Here is a 19126-nt window from a genome sequence, read left to right as displayed (position 1 = left end):
AATGAAAAGTGGACATTCTGAAGATATCGCAACAACTACCCCAAACCACTATTTAATTTCTAAATTTCAATGGTATAACACCTATAAAATTTGACAATATCAAAAAATCGCTAGTTTTGCTTTTACACCAAAACAATCTTGCTTTTATGCAAATGAGTAGCGTAAGGAATCCTGTTGCTGACTTACGGGGACTTGGCATAGAGAACGTAACGAACGTCTATTACCAACTTTCACCCGAGCAACTGGCGGAGCAAACGGTCGCCCGTAAACAAGGGGTATATGCCGATTCAGGGGCATTAGCTGTAAATACCGGCGAATACACCGGCCGCTCACCTAAAGACAAATTCATTGTAAAAGACCACATCACCACAGACACTGTTAACTGGAACGATTTTAACCTCCCCATTTCTGAAGAAAATTTTGATCGTTTATATAGCAGAATCACCCGTTATTTCAGCGGGAAAGATGTATGGGTACGTGATTGCTATGCGTGTGCCGACCAGGATTACCGGGTCAACATCAAAGTAATTACAGAACTGCCCTGGTCAAGTCTGTTTGCCTACAACATGTTTTTACGTCCTTCGGAAGATGAACTGGATTACATGCACCCCGACTGGACCGTGATCCAGGCGCCTGGCTGTTTAGCTGATCCCGCCACTGACGGCACACGGCAGGGAAATTTCTCCGTCGTGAATTTCACCAAAAAGATCATCCTCATCGGTGGCAGCGCCTATACGGGTGAAATTAAGAAAGGTATTTTCACGATCCTGAATTACGAGTTACCGCACAACAAAAATGTGTTAAGCATGCATTGCTCCGCCAACGTGGGCGATGACGGCGACACGGCCATCTTCTTTGGTTTGAGCGGCACCGGCAAGACCACGCTCAGTGCCGATCCTTCGCGGAAGCTGATCGGCGACGATGAACACGGCTGGACGGCGACCGGCGTCTTTAATTTTGAAGGCGGTTGTTATGCAAAATGTATTGATCTTTCTGAAGAAAAGGAACCACAGATATTTCATGCTGTCCGTGAAGGCGCGCTGCTGGAAAATATCAACTTTTTCCCCGGCACCAATACTGTGAACTATGCGGATTGCCGGATCACCGAAAATACTCGTGTGTCTTATCCGTTGCCGTATATCGACAATGCCATGGAGCCTTCTATCGGAGGTATTCCAAAGAATATATTCTTTCTTACCTGTGATGCCTATGGCGTATTACCACCGGTTTCCAGGTTATCGCCCGGGCAGGCCATGTACCAGTTCATTTCCGGTTACACCGCTAAAGTAGCGGGTACGGAAGCGGGCATTACAGAGCCGAAGTCTACTTTCAGCGCCTGTTTCGGTGCGCCGTTCATGCCTTTGCACCCGGCGCAGTACGCACAGATGCTGGGTGAAAGAATGCGGAAATACAACGTAAACGTATGGCTGATCAACACCGGCTGGACCGGCGGCGCTTATGGCACCGGTAGTCGCATGAAATTGTCGTATACCCGCGCTATGATCACCGCGGCATTGAATGGCAGCCTGGATAAGGAAACATTCCATACGCATCCTGTATTCGGTTTTTCGATCCCTGACCGTTGCGCCGGCGTTCCGGCCAACATCCTGGCCCCGCGCAATACCTGGGAAGACAAAGCCGCTTATGACAAGCAGTTGAAGGATCTGGCCGGACAGTTCATCCGCAATTTTGAAAAATATGCAGGAGCGGCAGCACCGGAAATCCTGGCTGCGGCGCCTAAAATTTAATAAATAAAGTACTGTGATCTGGCTCTTCCGTTGTATACATCAACACGAAGATTTATATTTAAGTTTTGCCTTATAATTTCCACTGAACAACTCGTAAGTTCCTGATGGGCGCAATGCCTGAGCAAAGCAAGTTCCTTTACAGGAGCTTGTTTTGCTGGATCTTCGGAAGATGTAAGTCCATAGCTCCCCGCTCCTTCTGGCAGCGCTTCCCTAAAAAGCTGATTCCCATAGCTGATTACATACAGCTTTTTCTTACCTTTGCACATGCAAATTTTAGACGGTAAACTCGTTTCTGAGGCTATAAAAGCCCAATTAGCCGCTCAGGTGGCTGAATTGAAGGCCGCTGGGAAAAAGGTCCCTCACCTGGCAGCCATATTGGTAGGTAATAATCCGGCAAGTGAAACCTACGTAGCATCCAAAGTAAAATCATGTGCAGAATGCGGTTACAATTCCACCCTCCTGCGTTTTGATGCGCAGATCTCTGAAAAGCATCTGCTGGACCAGATCATTCTGCTGAATGAGAATCCGGATGTGGATGGTATCCTTGTACAATTACCTTTACCAAAACATATTAATGAAGAGCTGGTGATCAACACCATTGATCCGAGCAAAGATGTGGATGGTTTCCATCCCATGAACGTAGGTAAAATGGTAAGTGGTTTACCTGCCTTTATTCCTGCTACCCCTTATGGTATTATGCTGATGCTGGAGCATTACAACATCCCTACCAAAGGAAAACACGCAGTAGTGATAGGCCGCAGCCATATTGTAGGTACGCCTATGAGTATTTTGCTGAGCCGCAATACCAATCCCGGTAACTGCACCGTTACCCTTACCCATTCCCAGACCCACAACCTGGCTGAAATTTGCCGCCAGGCAGATATCATTATTGCCGCTATCGGCAGACCGGATTTTGTGACGGCGGATATGGTGAAAGAAGGCGCTGTAATTGTGGACGTAGGTATTAACCGGGTGGAAGATGCCACCAGGAAAAGCGGATTCCGCCTGAAAGGGGATGTAAAATTTGACGAAGTAGCGCCTAAATGCAGCTATATCAGCCCTGTACCGGGTGGTGTAGGTCCGATGACGATTGCCGCATTACTCAAAAATACCTATCACGCCACTATTGGTTTGAAAGGAAGTATGAATTAAATATAGCCGGAACTAAAAAAACCGGACCTTTGTGAAGTAAGTCATGTCTGTAACAACGATAAATATTAGTACCGATACCCTCCCGCTGATGGAGCGCTTTTACACTATCCAGGGTGAAGGCTACCATCAGGGGCGGGCTGCCTATTTCATCAGACTGGGTGGTTGTGATGTGGGTTGCGTGTGGTGTGATGTAAAGGACAGCTGGGATGCTGATAAGCATCCGCAGGTAGCCGTTGCCGATATTGTAACCGAAGCTGCTACCTATCCCGGCCGCATTGCAGTGGTTACCGGTGGTGAGCCTTTGCTCCACAACCTCGATGCACTTACCCGCTCGCTGCATAAGCAGGGTTTTCATACGCATATTGAAACCTCCGGTTCATCGCCGCTCAGCGGAAAGTGGGACTGGATTACTTTATCGCCCAAAAAGTTTAAGGCGCCCCTGCCGGAAATCTGCAAGGCCGCGCATGAACTGAAAGTGGTGATCTTTAATAAAACAGATTTTGCCTGGGCAGAAAAATATGCAGCCTTAGCCGGCAAACACTGTAAGCTGTACCTGCAGCCTGAATGGGAACGCAGCGCAGAAATGACGCCGCTGATAACAGAGTATATCAAGGATCATCCGGAGTGGACCATGTCATTGCAGATCCATAAGTATATCAATGTCCCATAGCGGATTTTGTCTTTCTCGCTGATTACGCTGATTTTACTGATTAGTTTGATTTTGTTTTTTTGGATTTTATAAAGGATTAAGGGAGATTGAAGCGGATATATTCCCTTTTATCTCCCTTAATTATTAATCCAAAAATCCAAAAAAATCCAAAAGTAAAAATCCAGGTAATCAGTAAAATCAGCGTAATCAGCGAGAAAGACAAAATCCGCGCGCACTATTTTCACAGTATTTTCGTTAATTACACTGCGAATACATACTATGAAAAAGACCTCCCTGTTAATACTGATTTGCCTGCTGGGCTCCGGGCTGCTGTTGCAAGCCCAGACAGTTACCTATGAAAATGCCCCTAAAAAAGCCAAAGCCAGTTTTGACCGCGCCATTGATGCCGTAAGAACTTACCAGACAAAAGCTGCTATCGGATTGCTGCAGGATGCTATAAAAGTGGCGCCGGGATTTACTGATGCATACGGACAAATGGGTTTGTGTTATGTAGAGCTGAAAGACTATGCAGCGGCCATTTCCGCATTTGAGAAATTAAAACAACTGGACAGCAGCGGGCTGCGGCCAGTGATGGTGCCTTATTCTAAAGCGATGGCAGGCACCGGTAATTTCGTAGGTGCGTTACAGTTAATCAATCAATACATTGCGTCCATAAAATCGAAAAGTGCAAATGCAGAGAAGCTGAAAGTCAATTATGAATTTGCCGTTAACAACAACCGACAGGCAGTGCCATTCCACCCGGAAAACCTGGGTGATCCGGTAAACAGTAAAGATCCGGAATACTTCCCCTCATTAACTATTGACAGTAAAACATTGATCTTCACCAGGCGCGTAAATGGCCGCAATGAAGATTTTTATATTACGTACCGGGACAACAATATCTGGTCAGCGGCACAAAACATGGGTGAACCTGTAAACTCCTCTTTCAATGAAGGCGCACAAAACATTTCGCAAGATGGTACCATGCTGGTATTCACAGGCTGCGAATTTCCGGAAGGCAAAGGCAGCTGCGATCTCTACTACTCCGAAAAAACCGCTTCGGGCTGGACCGCCCCAAAGAATATGGGATCGCCCATTAACACACGCGACTGGGAATCACAACCCTGCCTCAGCGCCGACAAACAAACGCTTTATTTTGCACGTGAAACACCAGATCATGGTGCAGATATATTTGTAACCAGCCGGCAACCCAACGGCCAATGGAGCGTACCACAAAAAATGGGACCCAATATCAATACCAACGGCAGGGAAACCACGCCCTTCATACATGCCGACGGACAAACACTGTACTTCGCCTCTGACGGGCACCCAGGATATGGCGGCCTCGATATCTTTTACTCACGGCGGCAACCGGACGGCAGCTGGGGACCAGCCACCAACCTCGGTTACCCGATCAACACCATCGATGAAGACGCCTCGCTGGTTGTAGAAGCAAATGGTAAAACAGCCTACTTCGCCTCCGACCGTTCCGATACCCGCGGCGCACTCGATATTTACCGCTTTGAACTTTATCCGGAAGCACGCCCCCTGCAAACACTCTACGTAAAAGGCTATGTGTATGACACCCTCACGCAGCAACGGTTAACGGCCAGCATAGATATCATCGACCTCCAGGGCGGATATAACATTGCCACCGTGAAAACCAATGAAACCGGCGACTACCTCGCGCCACTGCCCGTAGGAAAGGATTACGCCATGCACGTAAACAGGAAAGGATATCTCTTTTATTCAGATAATTTTTCACTGAAAGAACATAACCCCGGCATCCCATACGAAAAAAATATTCCATTGCAGCCACTGGCTGCCAATGCCAGCATCGTATTGCATAATATCTTCTTCGACAGCAAACAGTACAACCTGAAACCTGAATCCGTAACGGAACTCAGTAAGCTGGTAAACCTGCTGAAGGATAACCCTACCATAAAAATCGAGATCGCCGGATACACCGATAATGTAGGTACCGACAAAGACAATCAACTGCTTTCCCAAAACCGCGCAAAAGCAGTAGTAAGCTACCTCGTTGAAAAAGGCATCCCGCTGGACCGCCTCACCGCAAAGGGTTACGGCGAAAACGACCCGATGGCTACCAACGATACAGAAGAAGGAAGAGCCGCCAACAGGCGGACGGTGTTCCGGATTATCAGCTTGTAGAGCGGAGGGATCGGCGCGTAGGTTGTCTTTCTCAGGATTACGCTGATTATATTGATTTTAAGGATTTGAACACTTTGGATTTTAAATGATTTTGGGAGATATAAGCGGATATTTGATTTTACTTTTTTGATTTTACTTTTTTTATAAAATTTTGGGAGATATAAGCGAAAATATCCGCTTATATCTCCCAAAATCATTTAAAATCCAGCATGTTCAAATCCTTAAAATCAATATAATCAGCGTAATCCTGAGAAAGACAACCTTCGCGGCACCCCCCTGCATCATTAGTAGTTGCATTAGTAGTTGCGCAACCGGCTTTGCAGGATAGAGTCTTTTTGCTGGGTGGTTAGTTTGTATTGGAAGTTGTACAATGCCCCTTCCCAGTCGCCGTACATGGGGTTGGGCAATACGATATAGCGGCTGCCGAAGTTGGGGGCTGCGTGTAGCGCAGCGGTATTTCTTTCTTCAAAAGGTTTTTTATCGAAGGTGGCGGAGAAGTCGCCGAGGTTATCGCCAAACAGCATTACAATTTCGTATTGCTGCAATACCTGTTGCCGGCGGGGCTCTTTGCCGGAGGTGGTGGTTTTCAGCAGCAGGTGCTGATCGTCGGCATCGGGAAACTGGTAGCGTTGCAGGTTTTGCAGGGTAACGGCTCTTTCGCTTTCGGCCCTGTTGGTGATGTAAAATACTTTTACGCCTTTAGAGGCGGCGTATTTAAAAAAGGAAGGGGCGCCAGGAACGGTGTCTGCGACGGCTTTTGCGGTCCATTCCATCCAGCTTTTATCATCGTAGGTTTTACCTGCCAGCGCCTGGTGTACGGAGTAGGAGCTGTTATCCAGCACGGTTTCGTCGATGTCAGTAACCACTGCCAGCGGTTTGTTCCCTTTGGCAGCGAGGTATTGATCGAGGCGAAGGGCCGCCAGTTGATAAGCCTGCAGGCATAACGCCTTGTATTCCCCGGATTGTTGCTGCCATAATGCGGCCCATGCCGGTCCGCCTGGGATCAGTGGCGATCCGGTGGTTTTCTCTGCTGCGGGCCGGGTAGTTTTGCAGGCAAACAATCCTGCTACCATTACGCCTGTCAGTATCCATTTCATCTTCATAAAAATATCCGTTGGTAGCTGCAAAAATAATTCATGCGGTGCAGAAAAAGTGCCGCAGGAAAATTGTAAATTATGCGGAAATATTGTTTGTTATGCCCCAGGAACTCATGTATCAACTGGCGTTAACCCGTATTCCCCTGATCGGAGATGTAATTATTAAAAAATTGCTCGAGCATTTCGGCAGTGCCGGCAACATTTTCAACGCGCGGAAGCAGGAGCTGGAAAGAATTGAAACAGTAGGCGCTATCAGGGCCGCCGCTATCCGGAATTTCCGTGACTTTACGGAGATAGAAAATGAAATCAGTTTTATGGAGAAGTACAGGATACAACCGTTATTTTGTACAGACCCGGCGTATCCGCAGCGATTGCTTCATTGCTACGACAATCCGGCGATGTTGTATTACAAAGGTAGTGCGTCGTTGAATGCCCCGCGGATGATTAATATTGTGGGCACGCGCCATCCATCCACCTACGGGAAGAGCGTTTGTGAAACATTGGTAAAAGGGCTCTCTGAGGCGGGGATTACCATTGTGAGTGGCTTGGCCTATGGTATTGACATCATTGCCCATAAAACGGCCTTAAAAGCCCAAATACCTACCATCGGGGTGCTGGCACATGGGCTGGACCGGATTTATCCGCCGGCGCATAAGCAGGTAGCTGTGCAGATGCTGGAACAGGGCGGGCTGCTGACGGACTTCCCGAGCCAAACGGCGCCCGACCGGCAGAATTTCCCCAAGCGGAACCGGATCGTAGCCGGCATCTGCGACGCCACTATCGTGATAGAAAGCGGGATGCGCGGCGGATCGCTGATTACAGCGGACCTGGCCAATGGCTACAACCGGGATGTGTTTTGTATCCCCGGCAGGCTTCATGATCCCCAATCTGCCGGTTGTAATTACCTGATCAAACAAAACAAAGCCGCCCTGCTGACGGGAGCAGAAGATGTACTGGCGCTGATGGGCTGGCAGGAGAAAACGGCTGCCACTAAGGCGCCGGTGGTGCAACCGGGGCTATTTCCGGAATTAAGCGAGGACGAACAGCTGATTATGTCGCTTTTCCGGGAAAAATCGCAGCGGCACCTCGAAGAATTGTACCTGCAAACCCGTTTATCGGGAAGCCAGGTAGCTACCGCAGTGTTCAACCTGGAAATGCAAAGTGTGCTAAGAAGCTTACCGGGACAGCTTTACGAGCTGGTTTGTTAATGATTTATTAACAACCGGCGGCGCCTGGCGGGGAGTGATTATTTTATTTATTGGGTAATTAGGTGTACATTTGCGTGCAATTATTTTTTAACTGATTAATAGTTGCATCATGCCTGCGGGAAAATCTAAACCCAAATTTGTAGCTGACGGACTTACATTTGATGATGTGCTCCTGGTACCGGCCTACTCTGAAGTTCTGCCTAAAGAAGTAAATCTCTCTACGCAATTAACAAAAAACATACGTCTGAATATACCAATGGTATCTGCAGCGATGGATACTGTTACAGAAGCAACGCTGGCCATTGCGCTGGCGAGGGAAGGCGGAATAGGTATTCTCCACAAGAACATGAGCATCGAACGGCAAGCCGAAATGGTAAGACGTGTAAAGCGCAGCGAAAGCGGAATGATCATTGATCCCGTTACGCTGAAGGTGGATGCTACCATCGGAGAAGCGCTGCGACTGATGAAAGAGAACGGTATTGGCGGTATTCCCATCATTGACGACCACAACAAGCTGGTAGGCATCCTGACAAACAGGGACTTACGGTTTGAAAAAAATAAAAAACGCCTTGTAAAAGAAGTAATGACCAGCGAAAACCTGATCACTGCTCCGGAAGGCACTGACCTGAAAAAGGCAGAAAAAATTCTCCAGCAATATAAAATCGAAAAGTTACCGGTTGTTAACAAGCAGGGCAAACTGGCAGGACTGATCACTTACCGTGACATCCTTCAGCTGACCAGCTATCCCAATGCAGTAAAAGACGAATTTGGCCGTTTACTGGTGGGTGCAGCATTAGGTATTACTGCCGATTTACTGGACCGCGCACAAGCCCTGATTAATGTAGGTGTGGATGTAGTTTGCCTGGATAGTTCGCACGGTCATTCTATTGCCGTATTAAACAACCTGAAGAAATTAAAGAAAACATTCCCCAAACTGCAGGTGATTGCCGGTAACGTAGCTACCGCAGATGGTGCGCTGGCACTGGCACAGGCAGGAGCCGATGCAGTGAAAGTAGGTGTAGGACCTGGTTCTATCTGTACTACCCGTATTGTTACAGGCGCTGGTTTCCCGCAACTGTCCGCTGTAATGGAAGCTGCTGATGCACTGAAGAAACTGGGTATCCCCGTAATTGCAGATGGTGGTATCCGTTATACCGGCGACATGGTGAAAGCCCTCGCCGCAGGCGCTTCTACCATCATGGCAGGATCTATTTTTGCAGGAGTGGAAGAAAGCCCGGGGGAAACTATCATTTACGAAGGACGTAAATTTAAATCTTATCGCGGTATGGGTTCTATTGAAGCCATGCAGGAAGGTAGTAAAGACCGTTACTTCCAGGATGAAGATGATATCAAGAAACTGGTACCGGAAGGTATCGTAGGCCGTGTGCCATACAAAGGTATGTTGTCAGAAATAGTACAGCAATTTGTAGGTGGTTTACGGGCTGGTATGGGTCTTACCGGTTCCAAAGATATTAAGGCTTTACAGGGAGCGCAGTTTGTAAAAATTACAGCAGCTACCGTAAAAGAAAACCACCCGCATGATGTGGTGATCACGAAGGAAGCGCCTAACTACAGCAGATAAGCAACTGTTTAGATATAACGCCTGGTATGAAAGTACCGGGCGTTTTTGTTTTCAGTAATTCCCCGCTTATCTTCGTCATAATTCGTAATTCATAATCCGCAATGCTTACATGAAGAAGCCTTACCTGTTGCTGAGTATACTGAGTGGTTTGATTTGCTGGCTTGCCTGGCCCACCCTGCCGTTTACCCCGCTTATTTTCATCGCCTTTACGCCCCTATTATATATCAGCGATAAGGTGCAGCACCGCTGGAAATATTTTGGGCTTCTTTTCCTGGCTTTCCTCGTTTGGAATGTGGCATCTACCTGGTGGGTGGGCAATACTACCCTTCCGCTGAGCGGCGTTTTTGCCAATTGCTTCAACGCCCTGCTCATGAGCATTCCCTGGCTGGGTTTCAAAAACACCAAGCGGAAATTGCCGGAATCTGTGGCTTACTTTGCATTGATCGTATATTGGTTAACGTTTGAATACATTCACCAGACCTGGGAATTCAGCTGGCCATGGCTGGTACTTGGCCATGCCTTTGCGCTGCGGCCGGGATGGATCCAGTGGTATGAGTATACCGGTACCAGCGGAGGTACTTTCTGGGTATTACTGGCTAACGTTGTGATTTACAATGTATGGAAACGGGCCCGCCTATACGATTTTACGTGGAAACAGATCCTGTTGGGAGAAAGCTGGAAACCGCTGCTGGTAATTGGTTTACCGTTGATTATTTCCGCCTTTATATCTGCCCCGGTGGATAACCCTTCGCGGAAAACAGAGATCGTGATTGTGCAGCCGAATATTGATCCTTATGATGAAAAGTTCAGCGCAGGATCGGCGATGGAGCAGCTTGGAAAGTTTTTACATCTCACAGCAGAAAAAGCGGATAGCAATACCCGTTATATTATATGGCCGGAAACGGCATTGTTCCCACAGGGCGCCTGGGAACACGAACTGAATTATCAGCCGGAAATTGTGGCCGTCCGTGAAATGCTGCGCAAATACCCGAAGGCGAAGCTCATCAGCGGCGCCGTTACCATGAAGCGCTACGCCGCTACCGATGAAGTACCCACCACCGCCCGCACCACGAACGACGGCACCCGCTGGGATGCCTATAACAGTGCCATCCAGGTAGATACTTCCCGCAACATCCAGGTATATCATAAATATGAGCTGGTGCCCGGCGTTGAACTGGTGCCCTATGTAGGCTACCTGTCGTTTATGCAAAGTGTGGCGCTGGATTTTGGTGGTATTACCGGCAGCTATGGCAGAATGCCGGGGGTGGAAATGTTTACAAATCCATCCGACAGCATCAACGTGTTCCCCGTAATATGTTATGAATCTGTGTTTAGCAACTACATGGCCACCCATATTAAACCCGGTGCTAATTTATTAGTCATTATAACCAACGACGGATGGTGGGGAAACACCGAAGGTCACCGGCAGCATTTACAGTATGCCAGGATACGCGCCATTGAAACCCGGCGCTGGATAGCCCGCTGTGCCAATACGGGTATATCGGCCGTGATTGACCCGGCAGGAAACGTTCATCAGCCGCAGCCCTATTGGAAAGAAGCTGTTTTTAAAGCAACTGTAACACCGGAGGCAGGTATTACGTTCTATGTAAAAAATGGTGATCTGGTTTCGAAAGCGGCACTAATATTTTGTATCTTGTTTGTGGTACATGCTTTTATTTCACGATTTATTCCCGGCTTAAGACATGCGGAAATCAATCAATAACGGAAACATCACCTGGCTCGACGAAGGCAAGGGTGCAGCGATAGTGCTTATACACGGTTTTTCAGAAAATGCCACGCTTTGGCACCACCAAACAACGCGACTAAAGGAGCATTACCGGATTATTATCCCTGATTTGCCCGGCACCGCATTATCACCGCTGACTACTCCGCTGACCATTGAATCTATGGCGGAGTACGTATATGCCATCCTGTTAGCAGAAGATATCAGTGAAGCAGTTGTTATCGGTCACTCGATGGGTGGCTATATTGCGCTGGCGCTGGCTGAAAAATACCCGGCGCTGCTGAAAGGACTTGGACTCTTTCATTCTACTGCAAAGGCAGACAGTGAAGAGAAAAAAGAAGGCAGGCGCAAATCCATCCGGATGATGGAACAATACGGAGCAGAAACATTTTTACGGCAAACGTTGCCCAATATGTTTAGCCCGGCTACCAAAAGTAAACACAACGAATTAATAGACGCCTATGTAAAACTAGGCATGGAATGCCAGCTTCCTGCGTTGATAGCGTATTACGAAGCAATGGCAGTGAGGCCGGACCGGACAGCAGTATTGAAAACCCTTCGCGTGCCGGTATTATTTATGATCGGGAAAGATGATAATGCAGTGCCGCTGGATAACGTGTTGCCTCAGATAACTTTACCCCCGGTTAGCAGCATACATATTTTTGAAAACGTGGGCCACATGGGTATGTGGGAAATAGCGGAAGAGAGCAATGTGATATTGGAACAGTTCATCGCATTTTGTCAACGATAATCTAAAAAACACCTGTTGTGAAAAAACTTCTTGTCATCCTGCTATGCATGGTGTGCGCCCTGGTGGCGCAGGCCAGTCATATTATAGGCGGACAGGTATACTACAAGTTTCTCGGGCCGAGTGGAAACAACCTTCAATATTCCATCACCCTGAAATTATACCGCATCTGCGGCGATGGGGAGCGGATTGCCAAAATGCCCTCTGCTGTGTATCTTTCTTCTTTTGACAGAAGTGATTACCGGGCGGTAGGCCAGTACAAAATTTCACGTACCAGCTTTGAAGTAAAAAATCTTGCAAAAATAGATCCCTGTATCGTTAACCCACCGGTGATCTGTTACCAGATAGGCACTTACACTACCACTATTTCCATTCCTGTAAACGCCTCGGGGTATACCATTGCTTTCCAGAGCTGTTGCCGCGATCCATACATGGAAAATATAGTGGCTGAACCTATTCCCGGCGGCCGTCCCGGCGACCTGGGCACCGGCGCTACCTACTATGCGGATATCCCTGGCAGCAACTCCGGCGCTACCAATAATTCCAGTCCCGTTTTTAATAAAGAAGAAGCTACCCTTGTTTGCGCAGATAAGAAATTCACCTACGATTTTTCTGCGTCAGACCCGGATGCGGATTCGCTCAGCTACGAGTTCTGCGACGCTTATAAAGGCGGCCAGACCAGTGAAGGAGATGTGCCGCCTGCAGCGGTAGCGCCTCCCTACAGTTTCGCCAGCTATGTGTCGCCATTCAGCGGCAGCAGTCCGCTGGGATCTACCGTTACCATAGATCCGCATACCGGCATTATTTCCGGTGTGGCGCCTGCAGCAGGTAAGTACGTGGTAACTGTTTGTGTAAATGAATTCCGCAGGGGCCAGAAGATTGGAACGTTGCGGAAAGATTTTCATATCAACGTTACCTCCTGCGTGAAGCTGGCCACGGCGGCCATGCCCGAAAAATATGCAGACTGCAACAGCCTAACCGTTACCTTCACCAATAACAGTACGCTCGGAAAGCCCTACCACTGGGACTTTGGAGATGGCACCACCCTTGATACCAATACTGCCAATCCTATTCAGCATACTTATGCACGGCAGGGCACTTATACCGTAAAACTTTATGTAGATAAAGCCAGCAATTGCGGCGATAGCGCCACTGCGATCGTATATGCGTACCCGGTATTCAAGCCGGCATTTACCGCCGCCGGCGCCTGTGCGAATAAAGAAACGAAATTCAACTCTGCTCCTACCCGGTCCGATGCCGGTGGTATTGCGTATTATAAATGGGATTTTGGCAACGGGGACACTTCCAACCTGGCCAATCCGCCTTACACCTATACAACACCGGGCACTTATAATGTAAAGCTGTATGCCCGTAATGTGAAAGGATGTGAGCAAACTATTACACAACCGCTGGTGATTTATGATAAGCCGCCATTTACGGCCACCAACGATACCTTGCTTTGTGCAAAAGACAGCCTGCAGATGCAGGCAGGCAGCGCACTTGCCGGAAATTATTCCTGGACGCCGGATAATTACTTTATCCTGAATCCCAACGCACCGAACGCCGTTGTATTTCCGCCGAAGTCGGCTGTTTATAAGGTAACGTTTACGGATACACAGGGTTGTACCAATTTTAAAGATGTAAAGGTAGATGTAAGAGATACCATCCGGGTGCGGACGATTTCCGATAGCACTGTATGTACCGGTGATGAGGTGCATTTACCATCCGTTACAGATGGGTTGTATACTTACCGCTGGACGGACCTGGACCGTAACCAGGTAGTGTCGCTGGTGGCTGATGCGTATGTTACCCCGGCTCCGCCCAAACAAAGCTATGAGATACAGGTAGCATTGGGAAAATGCCGTTCTGCCGATACCGTTACACTCAAAGTGGTAGATCCGCCCAGGGCTACTGCGTCTCCTGATACCACCGTTTGTTTTGGTATCCCGCTCACGCTGCGCGCTACCGGGGGCGCTTATTATAAATGGACGCCGGCGTATTATGTGGATAAATCCACATCGGCAGTTACACTGGCCCATCCACCGGACACCACCTTGTTTACAGTAACGGTAACGGATACACTGGGTTGCCCTAAACCGGTTACTGCCACTGCAATGGTAAACGTGGTGCCTAAAGTAAATGCGTTTGCCGGCAACGATACCATCATCATGCTGAACACGCCGTTCCAGCTGAATGCGACTGGAGGTGTACGATATACCTGGGCGCCGCCGGACGGATTGAATAACCGCAATATTTATAACCCGGTAACTACGTATAACCGTGATATTACATATACCGTTACCGCCTATACGCAGGAAGGTTGTTCCGGAACAGACAACATTTTTGTGCGCTTTATCAAAGGGCCGGATATTTATATACCTAATGCATTCTCACCCAACGGGGACGGTTTAAATGATCTATTCCGCCCGTTGCCGGTAGGTATTGTGCAGATGGAATTCTTCCGGGTGTTTGATCGCTGGGGTAAGCTGATGTTCTCCAGTACGGCGTATCTCAAGGGATGGGATGGAACGGTTAACGGCAATATTGCTGCAGTGGGTACCTATGTTTGGGTAGTTCAGGGGAAAGATATTAACAATAATACCGTTCAACGTAAGGGGACCGTCACACTTGTAAGATAAAGTTGGCCGAATTGAACCGTATATGCTCTTTTTGTGTTAAATTCAGAGAGCAGTATCCCCCATCATGAAGAGAGCAGTTTTACTGATATTGAGCTGCTGTTTGTTCCCTGTTTTTGCGGCTGGATATCATATCATTGGTGGCGAAATTTTTTATAAAACATTAGGAATGACTGAAGATAACTCCCGCTACCGTTATCTCATCACTCTCAAGTTATACCGCGACGCAGATTTTACCTGTGGCGACCGACAAGGTTGTATTGACAGATTTGAGAACCCGGTTACTGCTAACGTGTTTAGTTCCAATGGTTCCAAAGTTTTATCCTCCGTTTACCTCTACATTGCTTTTACCCGTCCGCTGATAGACACCCTGAAAAATCCTTGTCTTGCTCCGCAGGCGCAACACCTTGAAGTGGCTTTTTATACCGCCACCATCGAGCTGCCACCTGTTGCCGGGGGGTATTATGTTTCTTCCCAGCGCTGCTGCCGCGGCGAAAAACTGAGTAATATCTATGATTCTGAACACGAAGGATCTACCTACTACACCGTGATACCGGGAATTGAGTCGAGGCCTAATAATAACAGCGCGTACTTCGACCGGGATACGGCTATTGTTATTTGCAGTGCCATGCCGTTTAAACTGGATTATGCAGCGTATGACGAAGACGGCGACAGTTTGACTTATAACCTCTGCAGCGCCTTAACGGATGGTTCCGACGCCAACGAAAGCAACTCCACCACACCGCCACCTTATAATTCTACCGTAAGTTATATCCCTCCCTATTCGGGCAATAACCCGATGGGAGGCAGCCCGGGGATTTCCATCTCTCCCCAGGGATTGATTACCTGTACTCCGAACCTGGCAGGAAAGTATGTAGTGACAGTATGCGTAAACGAATTTGACCCGGTAACCAAACAGTTCCTGGGTACCCACAGCAAGGATATCTTACTCACCGTATTTAACTGCCAGACAAAAATTACCGCCATTTTTCCATCGGTGCTGAATAACTGTACAGAAGACCCTGCCTTACACGCTCCTATTACCAATTCCAGCGTAGCCGGTTATACATCTACCTATTACTGGACCTTTGGTGATGGTACCGATACCCTCACCGACACCAAAACAATGTTCTATCACCAATACCCCGACACTGGTGTATACAAAGTAAAGATGGTGGTAAACCCCGGGCTGGCCTGTACCGATAGCAGTGAAGGAGAAATATTTAACTATCCGGGGTTAACGGCGGGCTTTACCACTACCGGGCACTGCAAGGGCGATCCGGTTCAGTTCAATGATACTTCCTCCTACCGGTATGGAAGCATTACAGGCTACATCTGGGACCTGGGCTTGCTGGACAGTGTGGTTACACCTGGTACACAACGGTCTATGAGATATGTTTTTCCTAAAGGTGACGTATATACGATTTCTTTGACGTTGCTGACGGACAAGCAGTGCGTAAAAACCGTGAGTAAAAACATCAGGATATACGAAGTAAATCCCTTTGCCGGCAACGACACTATCCTGGCGAAGGGGCAGCAAATGGTGATGCAGGGCAGTGGCGGCGAGTTCTATTCCTGGTCGCCGGCAGACGGACTTGATAACCCCAACATTGCGCAACCCTTGCTGAACTATAATAAGGACATCTCCTTTGCGCTACGTGTATCTAATCAACAGGGATGTTTTGGTTTCGACTCGGTACATGTAAAATATTACACCGGGCCTGATATGTATATCCCTAATGCGTTTTCGCCCAATGGCGACGGGCTGAACGATTATTTCCGGTTTATTCCTGTGGGCATTACTACCTATACCTTCTTCCGGATCTTCAACCGGTGGGGAACGGAAATTTACTCCTCAACAAATTTTCGCACGGGCTGGGACGGCACCTTTAAAGGGATGCCGGCTCCGGTGGATACCTATATCTGGATATTACAGGGTACCGATTTTAATGGAAAAGAGATCATGAAAAAAGGAACTGTGACGTTGGTCCGCTGATCCTTAGTAAATTGCACAAAAAAATAACCACTCATGGGAATTGTTCTTATCACCGGCGCTACTGCCGGTTTTGGTCAGGCATGCGCTATTACTTACGCTGGCAAAGGTTATGATGTGATTATTACCGGTCGCCGGAAAGAAAGGCTCGAAGCATTGCAAACCCAGTTAACACAGGAATTTGGTATCAATGTGCTGGCATTGAATTTTGATGTTAGAAAAGAGGAAGAAGTAAAAGCCGTTTTAGGCACTATTCCGGAAGATTGGCGCAAAATTGATATCCTCGTGAACAACGCGGGCCTTGCTGCCGGTTTAAGCACCATCGACGAAGGTAGTACGGACGATTGGGATGCCATGATAGACACTAATGTAAAAGGACTCCTGTATGTGTCGCGCACCGTTATTCCATGGATGCGCTCCCGCACAATGGGACATATTATCAATATCGGTTCCACTGCCGCCAAGGTGGTATACGCCAAAGGCAATGTGTACTGTGCCACCAAAGCAGCGGTAGACGCTATTTCCCAGGGCATGCGTATTGATCTGCTGCCTTACCGGATAAAAGTAACCGCTATTCACCCCGGTGCGGCGGAAACAGAGTTTTCGATGGTGAGATTTAAAGGGGATGAAGATAAAGCGAAAGAAGTGTACAAGGGATTTATCCCGTTAACTGCCCAGGATGTGGCAGATGTGGTATACTACTGCACATCGCTTCCACCGCATGTTTGTATCAACGACCTGGTAATGACACCATTACAACAGGCCAACGCATATTACATAGATAAAAAATAACACATAGGTGTGATTTCATTACTTGATGATAGTCTTTATATTTGGAAACATTTATATATTTTCTGTACATACCTTACCGTTTCGCAGAAAATCAATGCCAATGCAGACTATCCTAAACTATGAAACCATATCCCTATGCTTACATTTATGACTGTGTACTTGCTGCGTCTGTACTATCCCCGGTGGAAAGAAGGCTGGCGCTTCTATTTCGGTAATTCACGGAAAGGCAATTATGGCCGTTGGGCATCGCGTAAAGATTGGGCCGGACAAAAGGGCTTTTCCCTGGGTTACAGCTGAAACAGGTTCTTGAATTTTGGGATTTAGTTATTTGATTTCCCCTTTTTGACTCCGGGGAAACAAACAGCTAAATCCCAAAATTATTTTACGGCATACTCAACAGGCTTACCACTACTTCACTCCTGTTACCTGCTCTTCTTTTATAAGCCACCAGTGTTTTATTGTCCTTTACGCCGCTGATCACCGGGAAATTAGCATAGGTGCTGTCGGCTGTAAGGTTGCCCGCCTCCATTGTTTTACCATCTGCTCCTTTATACTGAAAGCCGATTCCTGCTATTGAAATCGCCTTTCCACTTTACAGGTTCATCCCATACAATCATAATATGATCTGCGATGGTAGTCATTTGCGGATGCTTTGCCATAGGCGACTTACTCAACGATTCCTTTTGCGTATAGGTGTTACCGTTATCAACAGAGCGGCAGTAAAAGGCGCCCTGTCCACCGCCCATGGTAAACCATGCAAAGTGAAGGCCGGTGCTGTTGGCCGTAAGCGTTGGCCCGGTATGCGGGCAGCCATTTACTACCCAGTTATCTGCACTGATGCGCACGGGAGCAGAAAAGGTGCGGCCACCATCTGCAGATACCTGGTGTACCATATCACGGATAGAGTCGTTGATGATATCGCGGTAGGCCAGGTGAATGTTGCCGTTTTCTGCCACATACATTTTAGTGCGGCAGCACTGGCAAATAGTGGATGCTACCGGCATTGCATGCTGGAAACCATTACGCCCCGCAGTGGTGGCGAAGTAAAGCGTAGAGCCTTCAGCGTTAGTATCCTTGCGGTTATCCAGCCAGATAGCTGCAGCTTCCCCTCCCGGCAGTAATGCCATATCAAAGTACCGCTGGTCGTAGCCGGCGGTATCCGTTACCATCGGTACGGCGGGCTGCCAGGTTTTACCATCGTCGAACGACTGTGTATACATTACTTTGCCCGCATATTTATTCCGCGGATCATTGGCTTCCACACCAAAGAGCGCTATCACCGTACCACCGGGCTTAAACAGCAACTTGGGTAAATTTTCATCATGCGGGTATACGCCTGCAGAAGCAGGAATAGCTACCGGATCAGGAAACGTATAACCATTATCGTTAGATACTGCATAGTACATCAAACCGGTATCTGCACCGCTGTTTGTTTCCACCCAGCTGATTACCGGGCGACCATCTGCATCCTTTGTAATAAACGGACAGGAGGCATCTTTCCCTGCATGCGACACCACTGTTGCCTTACCGGGTTGTAAGGCGCCGGAGTGACACGCGGCAATTCCAATTATCATTAATATCCACACTGCTGCTTGCTTCATTTGC

Annotated in this window: 15 protein-coding genes; 12 read left to right on the top strand and 3 right to left on the bottom strand. The window is 48.0% G+C overall.

Annotated features, from left to right (window positions below):
• Window positions 1-146 precede the first annotated feature (146 nt).
• The 4 genes from pckA to AB6805_RS10345 all read left to right on the top strand — a co-directional run bounded on the left by pckA (window position 147) and on the right by AB6805_RS10345 (window position 5721).
• Window positions 147-1748 (top strand): phosphoenolpyruvate carboxykinase (ATP), encoded by a 1602-nt coding sequence (gene pckA / locus AB6805_RS10360; protein ID WP_370909351.1) that lies wholly within the window; start codon window positions 147-149, stop codon window positions 1746-1748.
• Window positions 1749-2012: 264 nt separating this feature from the next.
• A complete protein-coding gene (gene folD / locus AB6805_RS10355) occupies window positions 2013-2900 on the top strand; it encodes a bifunctional methylenetetrahydrofolate dehydrogenase/methenyltetrahydrofolate cyclohydrolase FolD (protein WP_079469351.1) in 888 nt (295 codons plus the stop codon).
• Window positions 2901-2943: 43 nt separating this feature from the next.
• A complete protein-coding gene (locus tag AB6805_RS10350; RefSeq protein WP_370909350.1) occupies window positions 2944-3570 on the top strand; it encodes a 7-carboxy-7-deazaguanine synthase QueE in 627 nt (208 codons plus the stop codon).
• Window positions 3571-3828: 258 nt separating this feature from the next.
• Window positions 3829-5721: an OmpA family protein gene (locus tag AB6805_RS10345; RefSeq protein WP_370909349.1), complete on the top strand. Its 1893-nt coding sequence runs from the start codon at window positions 3829-3831 to the stop codon at window positions 5719-5721.
• A gap of 296 nt (window positions 5722-6017) precedes the next feature.
• On the opposite strand, the gene AB6805_RS10340 is transcribed toward AB6805_RS10345, so the two are convergent.
• Window positions 6018-6818, bottom strand: a complete 801-nt coding sequence (locus tag AB6805_RS10340) for a 5'-nucleotidase, lipoprotein e(P4) family (protein WP_370909348.1) — start codon at window positions 6816-6818, stop codon at window positions 6018-6020.
• A gap of 98 nt (window positions 6819-6916) precedes the next feature.
• On the opposite strand from AB6805_RS10340, the gene dprA reads away from it, so the two are divergent.
• The 8 genes from dprA to AB6805_RS10300 all read left to right on the top strand — a co-directional run bounded on the left by dprA (window position 6917) and on the right by AB6805_RS10300 (window position 17818).
• Complete coding sequence (gene dprA, locus AB6805_RS10335; protein WP_370909347.1) at window positions 6917-8026, top strand: DNA-processing protein DprA; 1110 nt, start codon at window positions 6917-6919, stop codon at window positions 8024-8026.
• A gap of 109 nt (window positions 8027-8135) precedes the next feature.
• Window positions 8136-9608 carry an IMP dehydrogenase gene (gene guaB / locus AB6805_RS10330; protein ID WP_370909346.1) on the top strand — a complete coding sequence of 491 codons (1473 nt, stop codon included), beginning with the start codon at window positions 8136-8138 and terminating at the stop codon, window positions 9606-9608.
• A 109-nt stretch (window positions 9609-9717) separates the two neighbouring features.
• Entirely contained in the window at window positions 9718-11331 is a 1614-nt protein-coding gene (lnt, locus tag AB6805_RS10325) for an apolipoprotein N-acyltransferase (RefSeq protein WP_370909345.1), read from the top strand.
• Window positions 11312-12103 (top strand): alpha/beta fold hydrolase, encoded by a 792-nt coding sequence (locus AB6805_RS10320; protein WP_370909344.1) that lies wholly within the window; start codon window positions 11312-11314, stop codon window positions 12101-12103. Before lnt ends, AB6805_RS10320 begins: the two co-directional genes overlap by 20 nt.
• A 17-nt stretch (window positions 12104-12120) precedes the next feature.
• Window positions 12121-14739, top strand: coding sequence for a PKD domain-containing protein (locus AB6805_RS10315; RefSeq protein ID WP_370909343.1), 2619 nt, complete (start codon window positions 12121-12123; stop codon window positions 14737-14739).
• 166 nt (window positions 14740-14905) lie between these two features.
• Window positions 14906-16732 (top strand): gliding motility-associated C-terminal domain-containing protein, encoded by a 1827-nt coding sequence (locus AB6805_RS10310; RefSeq protein WP_370909342.1) that lies wholly within the window; start codon window positions 14906-14908, stop codon window positions 16730-16732.
• A gap of 33 nt (window positions 16733-16765) precedes the next feature.
• Window positions 16766-17521, top strand: a complete 756-nt coding sequence (locus AB6805_RS10305) for an SDR family NAD(P)-dependent oxidoreductase (protein ID WP_370909341.1) — start codon at window positions 16766-16768, stop codon at window positions 17519-17521.
• A 147-nt stretch (window positions 17522-17668) separates the two neighbouring features.
• A complete protein-coding gene (locus AB6805_RS10300; protein ID WP_370909340.1) occupies window positions 17669-17818 on the top strand; it encodes a hypothetical protein in 150 nt (49 codons plus the stop codon).
• Window positions 17819-17903: 85 nt separating this feature from the next.
• Here AB6805_RS10300 and AB6805_RS10295 read toward each other — a convergent pair whose 3' ends face one another.
• Both AB6805_RS10295 and AB6805_RS10290 read right to left on the bottom strand, forming a co-directional pair.
• Window positions 17904-18050 carry a hypothetical protein gene (locus AB6805_RS10295; RefSeq protein ID WP_370909339.1) on the bottom strand — a complete coding sequence of 49 codons (147 nt, stop codon included), beginning with the start codon at window positions 18048-18050 and terminating at the stop codon, window positions 17904-17906.
• Between the two features lie 19 nt (window positions 18051-18069).
• Entirely contained in the window at window positions 18070-19122 is a 1053-nt protein-coding gene (locus AB6805_RS10290) for a sialidase family protein (protein ID WP_370909338.1), read from the bottom strand.
• Window positions 19123-19126 lie beyond the last annotated feature (4 nt).

This window comes from Chitinophaga sp. RCC_12 (assembly GCF_041360695.1).
Taxonomy (GTDB): domain Bacteria; phylum Bacteroidota; class Bacteroidia; order Chitinophagales; family Chitinophagaceae; genus Chitinophaga.
Note: the sequence above shows the minus strand (reverse complement) of the source record. Positions and strands in the feature narration are given on the sequence as shown.

What these genes read in the sequence shown, in the direction of transcription:
- pckA (WP_370909351.1), top strand. Translation starts at nt 147, where the DNA reads ATGCAAATGAGTAGCGTAAGGAATCCTGTTGCTGACTTACGGGGACTT.
- folD (WP_079469351.1), top strand. Translation starts at nt 2,013, where the DNA reads ATGCAAATTTTAGACGGTAAACTCGTTTCTGAGGCTATAAAAGCCCAA.
- AB6805_RS10350 (WP_370909350.1), top strand. Translation starts at nt 2,944, where the DNA reads ATGTCTGTAACAACGATAAATATTAGTACCGATACCCTCCCGCTGATG.
- AB6805_RS10345 (WP_370909349.1), top strand. Translation starts at nt 3,829, where the DNA reads ATGAAAAAGACCTCCCTGTTAATACTGATTTGCCTGCTGGGCTCCGGG.
- AB6805_RS10340 (WP_370909348.1), bottom strand. Translation starts at nt 6,818, where the DNA reads ATGAAATGGATACTGACAGGCGTAATGGTAGCAGGATTGTTTGCCTGC.
- dprA (WP_370909347.1), top strand. Translation starts at nt 6,917, where the DNA reads ATGCCCCAGGAACTCATGTATCAACTGGCGTTAACCCGTATTCCCCTG.
- guaB (WP_370909346.1), top strand. Translation starts at nt 8,136, where the DNA reads ATGCCTGCGGGAAAATCTAAACCCAAATTTGTAGCTGACGGACTTACA.
- lnt (WP_370909345.1), top strand. Translation starts at nt 9,718, where the DNA reads ATGAAGAAGCCTTACCTGTTGCTGAGTATACTGAGTGGTTTGATTTGC.
- AB6805_RS10320 (WP_370909344.1), top strand. Translation starts at nt 11,312, where the DNA reads ATGCGGAAATCAATCAATAACGGAAACATCACCTGGCTCGACGAAGGC.
- AB6805_RS10310 (WP_370909342.1), top strand. Translation starts at nt 14,906, where the DNA reads ATGACTGAAGATAACTCCCGCTACCGTTATCTCATCACTCTCAAGTTA.
- AB6805_RS10305 (WP_370909341.1), top strand. Translation starts at nt 16,766, where the DNA reads ATGGGAATTGTTCTTATCACCGGCGCTACTGCCGGTTTTGGTCAGGCA.
- AB6805_RS10300 (WP_370909340.1), top strand. Translation starts at nt 17,669, where the DNA reads ATGACTGTGTACTTGCTGCGTCTGTACTATCCCCGGTGGAAAGAAGGC.
- AB6805_RS10295 (WP_370909339.1), bottom strand. Translation starts at nt 18,050, where the DNA reads ATGGAGGCGGGCAACCTTACAGCCGACAGCACCTATGCTAATTTCCCG.
- AB6805_RS10290 (WP_370909338.1), bottom strand. Translation starts at nt 19,122, where the DNA reads ATGAAGCAAGCAGCAGTGTGGATATTAATGATAATTGGAATTGCCGCG.